General features: G+C 58.3%; 7 protein-coding genes. 4 read left to right on the plus strand and 3 right to left on the minus strand.

Annotation, left to right across the window (positions count from 1 at the left end):
• Window positions 1–909: LysR substrate-binding domain-containing protein (locus tag VGC62_RS09790; protein WP_331186877.1), on the plus strand; the 909-nt coding region annotated here is incomplete at its 5' end.
• Between the two features lie 21 nt (window positions 910–930).
• On the opposite strand, the gene argE is transcribed toward VGC62_RS09790, so the two are convergent.
• From argE to VGC62_RS09805, 3 genes are read right to left on the minus strand one after another with little or no spacing between them, the layout of a single operon-like run.
• Window positions 931–2,082, minus strand: a complete 1,152-nt coding sequence (gene argE, locus VGC62_RS09795) for an acetylornithine deacetylase (RefSeq protein ID WP_331186878.1) — start codon at window positions 2,080–2,082, stop codon at window positions 931–933.
• Entirely contained in the window at window positions 2,083–2,757 is a 675-nt protein-coding gene (locus tag VGC62_RS09800; RefSeq protein ID WP_331186879.1) for a DUF1028 domain-containing protein, read from the minus strand.
• A gap of 18 nt (window positions 2,758–2,775) precedes the next feature.
• Window positions 2,776–3,204: a RidA family protein gene (locus VGC62_RS09805; RefSeq protein ID WP_331186880.1), complete on the minus strand. Its 429-nt coding sequence runs from the start codon at window positions 3,202–3,204 to the stop codon at window positions 2,776–2,778.
• Between the two features lie 514 nt (window positions 3,205–3,718).
• Between VGC62_RS09805 and VGC62_RS09810 the strand changes: the two genes are divergently transcribed.
• The 3 genes from VGC62_RS09810 to VGC62_RS09820 all read left to right on the plus strand — a co-directional run.
• Window positions 3,719–4,777, plus strand: coding sequence for an ABC transporter ATP-binding protein (locus tag VGC62_RS09810; RefSeq protein WP_331186881.1), 1,059 nt, complete (start codon window positions 3,719–3,721; stop codon window positions 4,775–4,777).
• Between the two features lie 78 nt (window positions 4,778–4,855).
• Window positions 4,856–5,926, plus strand: a complete 1,071-nt coding sequence (locus VGC62_RS09815) for an extracellular solute-binding protein (RefSeq protein ID WP_331186882.1) — start codon at window positions 4,856–4,858, stop codon at window positions 5,924–5,926.
• A gap of 45 nt (window positions 5,927–5,971) precedes the next feature.
• On the plus strand, window positions 5,972–6,355 hold a 384-nt coding region (locus VGC62_RS09820), incomplete at its 3' end, for an LLM class flavin-dependent oxidoreductase (protein WP_331186883.1).

Here is a 6,355-nt window from a genome sequence, read left to right on the forward strand (position 1 = left end):
GCGTACAACCTGCGGCAACTCAAGTATTTCGTCACTACCGTCGAGTGCGGCAGCGTGGCCGAAGCGTCACGCAAGCTTTACATCGCGCAGCCCTCGGTCTCGACCGCCATCAAGCACCTCGAAGAAAGCTTCGCTGTACAGCTATTTATTCGCCACCACGCTCAAGGGGTATCACTGACTCCCAGCGGTACACGCTTTTATCGCAAGGCTCAGGAGCTATTGCGGGTTGCCCATGAATTCGAACAAAACGCGCTTGCCGACAACGATGTAGTCTCCGGACAGATCGATATCGGCTGTTTCGAGACGGTCGCGCCGCTGTATTTGCCAGGACTGATCGCAGGCTTTCGTGATCGCTGGCCAGGCGTTGAAATTCGTATTCGCGATGGAGAACAACAGGAACTGGTCCAGGCGTTGACCTCTGGCGGTATCGACCTGGCAATCCTCTATGAACACGATTTGGACAGCACCATCGACACCGTGCCCTTGATGGCGCCGCAACAACCTTATGCGCTGTTGCCCGAGGATCATCGCTTTGCCCATCAGGCCAAGGTGTCGCTGAGCGATCTGGTGCTTGAGCCTATGGTGCTGCTCGACGTACAACCCAGCCGTACCTACTTTGTGAGCATCTTCGAGGAACTCGGGCTGACCCCCAATATCCTGTTCAGCTCACCGTCCATTGAAATGGTCAGAGGCATGGTCGGGCGCGGGTTTGGTTTTGCGATCCTGGTGACCCGCCCGCACTCCGAATACACCTACGATGGGCAGAAGGTGGTGTGCGTGCCGTTGGTGGAGCAAGTGACTGGCTCCGGACTTTCAGCCGCCTGGCTACGTCGGTCGCAACTGACCAAACCGGCACAATTGTTTGTCGACCATTGCCGCGAGGTATTGGCGCCCAGGGCGGACGCCTAAACTAAAGTCAGGCGCCTGACCTCAACGGTGAAGCGCCAGCACTATGCGTTCGAACATCGCATCACAGGCATCCAGTTGCTCGATGCTGACGAACTCATCAGGCTTGTGGCCCTGGTCCATGCTACCGGGGCCGCAGACCACCGTGGCAATGCCGATGGCGTCGAACAATCCGCCCTCGGTGCCGAACGCCACTGTCGTGAACTCACTTGAGCCGCAGAACTGCGCAATCAGCTGTGCTGCTTGACTCTGGGCGTCGGTGGCGAGTCCCGGGTAAGCCGACAGCTCGGAAAAACGGATAGCACTCCCCGCCTCCACCGCCAGCATCCTGGGCAATACTTCCTGCTCGGCGTAGCGCTCCAGTTGCTCAGCCACCTCACGCGGGTCCTGGGCAGGAAGGGCACGCACTTCGAAATCAAAACGACAATCGGCAGGGACGATGTTAAGCGCCTTGCCGCCGCTGATCACGCCGGTCTGCACGGTGGTGAACGGCGGGTCGAAACGCACGTCATGCAGTTCAGGCGCGCGCAAACGCGAGCCAATCCGACCCAGTTCGCCAATCAACTCAGCGGCGTACTCAATCGCATTGACGCCCTGCGGCGCATAGGCTGAGTGACAGGCAGCGCCGTGGACGTCGCAGCGCATGGCCAACTTGCCCTTGTGGCCGAGCACCGGCTTAAGCTCAGTGGGTTCGCCAATGATGCACAGCAGCGGTTTGTGAGGCCGTTGTTCGAGTTCGGCGAGCAGAGAGCGCACGCCCAGGCAGCCGACTTCTTCGTCATAGGACAAGGCGATATGCACCGGCATGCGCAGCGGTGCGGCCAGCAGTTTGGGGACAGCGGCCAGCACACAGGCGATATAGCCCTTCATGTCTGCCGTGCCGCGCCCGTAAAGCTTGCCGTCTTTTTCGGTCAGTTCGAACGGTGTAACAGTCCAGGGCTGTCCATCCACGGGGACTACGTCGGTGTGACCAGAAAACACAATGCCCGGACGATCGTCCGGGCCCAGTGTCGCAAACAGGTTGGCCTTGCTGCGGTCGTCGTTGAAGATCAACTCGCAGGGCACATCCAGTCGGGTCAGGTAGTCACGCACGAACTCGATCAATTGCAGATTCGATTCGCGGCTGGTGGTGTCGAACCCGATCAGAGAGGCCAACAGGTTTCGGCTGCTGCTCATTTACTCGTCCCCAGGTACGCCATAACTGGGCGCCTTGGTCGGGTCCAGGGCGCGGATGATGTAATCCTGCATCTGCGGACTGTAGTCGGTCCACAATTGCGTCAGCTTACCGATTGGGTCTTCATCCGCCCAGTCGACACGCAGATCGACAATCGGCCAGGTCAGTTCACCCACCACCACCAAGGCGGCAGAGTGAACGGGCCCCGCCTCACCGCCAGCGACCACTGCCGCTTGCATCGCCGCCAACAGGCGGTCGGCCAGTTGCCCGCCGCTGTTTTCGAAGGTGCGAACCAGCGTTTCAATCACCGAGCGGTCTGCCAGCATGTTGCCGGCGCCCACGCATTGTTCACCGGCCAGGGCGTTATGCGTGCCCAGGGCTTCACTGCCACTGAAATGCGCGGTCCGCCCCAGATGATCGATAGCCGTCAGTTGGCGGTATTGGCTGTAACCGTTGCTGGTTAGCGCTTTGTCCAGCGCCTGCGAAGGCGACAGTCCGCTCTCCATGAGGTCAAGCACCTGAGGGCCTAGCGCCGGGAGGGTAATGTTCTGCGTGGCAACCGCCCCAACGCCCGGACGCAGCCATGGGCAGCGGGCACCGACAGCGATGCTGGACGAACTGATGGCAATACCCAATTGACCTGTTTCGGCGCAACGGCCGACGATTGAAAACGTCATGGTGTGTTCGTCCTTTCTTCAGGAAACGACAGTGTCGGGAATGACAGCGATCACGTCGATTTCCATCAGCCATTCCGGCTGCCCCAGCCCTGAAATGACCAGCCCGGTGGAGATCGGGAATACCCCTTTGAGCCACTTCCCGACCTCCTGATAAACCGGCTCCCGGTAACGAGGATCGATCAGATAGGTGGTGGTCTTGACGATATGGCTCAAGTCGCTGCCAGCTTCCTCAAGCAGTTGCTTGACGTTTTTCATTGCCTGCTCAGCCTGGGCTCGTGGGTCGCCAAGGCCAACGAGGTTGCCTTCAAAATCGGTACCGATCTGACCGCGAACATAGACCGTATTACCTGCGCGCACGGCCTGGCAGAGATCGTTATCCAGACTCTGATTGGGATAGGTCTCTTTGGTGTTGAACATGCGTATGCGCGTATGGGTAGGCTGGCTCATCCGGGGTTCCTCATCTTGGGTTGGATATGACGCCATTCTGTCCATGCACCGCTAGGTACGAAACTAGCTTTTTTATGGTGCCTGGCAAGGTAAATAGTCGTTAAGGGCACCCTGCACGCAAGACCTGAACAATACCGCGTCGCAGGTATTACACCGGTGAAAGGCTGAAGGAATAAGCCCCCTTCTCACTCCTTTCTATTGTCGACGCCTGCAATAGCCGCTTCCCCGACGGCTTGTGGCCTTCACTCGGAACTGCGGGACGTCTCGTGCGGAACCTGGCTTTCCCGCCTTGCGACGACAAAAACATAATCTCGCCACCCGTATATCCGAACAGGTTAGAAACCACACTCGGGCCGATGCCGCAAATAGGCACCAGACTTGCATAGTTATGTATATACAAGGTCAGACATAAATCCAGCTCGCTCTATGGCGACGTGCCGGGGAGACAACATTGAGCACTCAGGCCCATGTACCAGGAATCATGTCGTCGGAGCATGGCCAAAGGGGAAACCCTATGGTGGCGGTCGAGCAGATAAAGCTGCGGGTAGAAGGCTTGGGCAAGCGCTATGGAAACATCGCCGCGTTGCATGCACTTGATCTGGAGGTCCACAGTGGTGAACTGCTGACGCTACTGGGTGCATCTGGCTCAGGCAAGACCACGCTCTTGCAGATCATCAGCGGCCTGGTGGCCCCCACCAGCGGCCGCATTATCATTGACAACCACGATCAGACTCACGCCCCGGCTCACAAGCGAGATATCGGGGTGGTGTTTCAGAACTATGCGCTTTTTCCGCACTTGACTGTTTCTCAGAACATCGGTTTCGCCCTGGACATGCGCGGCGTTTCCCGCGCCCAAGCTCGGCAGCGAGTCACCGAGGCCCTGGCGATGGTCGGGCTTGAGGATATGCATCAGCGTTTCCCCCGTGAGCTCTCCGGTGGCCAGCAGCAGCGGGTCGCCCTGGCGCGCTGCTTCGTCTACAAACCCTCGCTGATCCTGATGGATGAGCCGCTGTCCGCCCTTGATCGCAAGCTGCGTGAGTCCATGCAAATGGAGATCAAACGGCTGCACCGCGAGACCGGTTCAACCATCATTTTCGTCACCCACGACCAGGATGAAGCACTGGCGCTGTCGGACCGGATTTGCATGATGCATAACGGCCGCATCGAGCAGATTGATGACCCTCGGACGATGTATGAGCGGCCTAGAACAGTCGCCGTTGCACGCTTCATCGGTATGTCCAATTTACTTGAGGGACGCGTCCTGCAAGGTGATCGCCTAGAGACCCCCGACGGCATTTTTGCGCTACCACAAGGGCACGGCTGTCAGCCAGATAAGCTCGGTGCGCTGATCATTCGACCCGAGCACTTGAACGTAGTGTCGACCGAGCAAGGTGTTTTGCGCGGGCAAGTTGTCGAGTCAGTTTATGCCGGCGTTGAGACCCGGATTGTGGTGCGCCTGGCCTCAGGAAACTTAATTGTCGTGCGCCGCGCCTCCGGCCTTCCGGTATTGGCACTTGGCAGCGTGCTCGGCCTTGAGTGGCTACCTCACCAAACCCATTTTCTGTCCGCGTAACGCTGTCTTTAACAGCGCGCGTTTGCTGTACCTGCCTGCCAAAGCATTCGAAAGCCAATTAATTCGGGGGACGCAGTGATGTCAGATACCAAGAATATTTCGCGACGTAATGTCATCAAGGGGGCGGGGGTCGTCACAGCGGCAATGGCGGTGCCCAGCTTGTGGACGGGTAGCCGGGCATTCGGCGCTGAAACTATCACTGTGGCCGATGTCGGCGGTGCGACGGCACCGGCGATTCGCACAGCGTTTTATGAGCCTTTCGAAAAAGAATTCGGGATCAAAGTGATCGGGATCGCTCATGACTCTGATCCGGTCACTCAGTTCAAGTTACTGGTGGACGCAAAAACCTACATCTGGGATGCGTGCATGGTGACGCAAGATCACGTAGCGCGCCTCACCAAACCGAAAAACTATCTTGCAGATCTGAACATTCCAGCGTCCAGAGCACAGGACATTCTGCCTGGCATGTTGACCAACGACTGGTTGGGCTTTTCCGTATTCGGCATCGTCATGGCCTATCGCAAGGATAAATTTGCCAATAACCCGCCAACGAGCTGGGCCGATTACTGGGACACGAAGAAGTTTCCGGGCCGGCGTGGGCTGTACAAAAGCGGCTGGGGCGTTCTGGAAATGGCCCTGCTTGCCGATGGCGTGGCAGGCAAGGACCTTTATCCGCTGGATGTGGATCGCGCATTCAAAAAGCTGGACCAGATTCGTAGTGATATTGCCGTGTGGTGGTCTGCGGGTGCGCAGAATACCCAAGCCTTGCAGAGTGGCGAAGTCGATATTTCCGATACCTGGTCAGCCCGTGGCTATGCGGCCATCAGCGCAGGCGCACCGCTGACTATTCTCTGGCAGGGCCTGTATTCGGTGGATGGTTGGTCGATCCCGCTGGGCTGTCCGAAACTGGACCTGGCACGCAAGTTTGTCGAATTCTGCATACGCCCCGAGCAGCAAGCGATTTACTCCTCAATCGTTGCCAACGGACCCAGCAACAAGCGCGCAATCGAGCTCCTGCCCCCCGAACGGGCAAGCATCCTGCCGAGCGCACCGGAAAACATCAAAGGGCTCACCGAGCTGGACTCTGTGTGGTGGGGCGCCAACTTCGACGCTGTCTCGGAGCGTTTTCAAGAGTGGATGCTGGGGTAAACCTCAAAACCACCACCCACGTCATTTCATTCGAGGAGTTTGCACATGAGCACTACCAAACACATGGCCCTTGCGACGCTGGTGCAAGGCACTGGGGCCCACCCGGCCTCGTGGATGCAGACCGGCACCCCAGACGATGCTTCCACCAGCATTGAACACTTCATCGCCATGGCTCAACTGGCCGAGCGAGGCTGTTTCGATATCTTCTTTATCGCGGACACTCCCGCAGCGCGTACCGACAACCTGTATGCGTGGAGCCGGTTCCCGATGTTCATGAATGTGTTCGAGCCGATCACGCTGCTCTCGGCACTGGCTATCGCCACACGCCATATCGGCCTGGGTGCCACGGCATCGACCAGCTTCATGGAACCCTACAATCTGGCGCGGCAATTCGCCTCGCTCGACCATATAAGCCACGGCCGAGCAGCG

It is taken from the genome of Pseudomonas sp. (assembly GCF_036404235.1).
Classification (GTDB): domain Bacteria; phylum Pseudomonadota; class Gammaproteobacteria; order Pseudomonadales; family Pseudomonadaceae; genus Aquipseudomonas.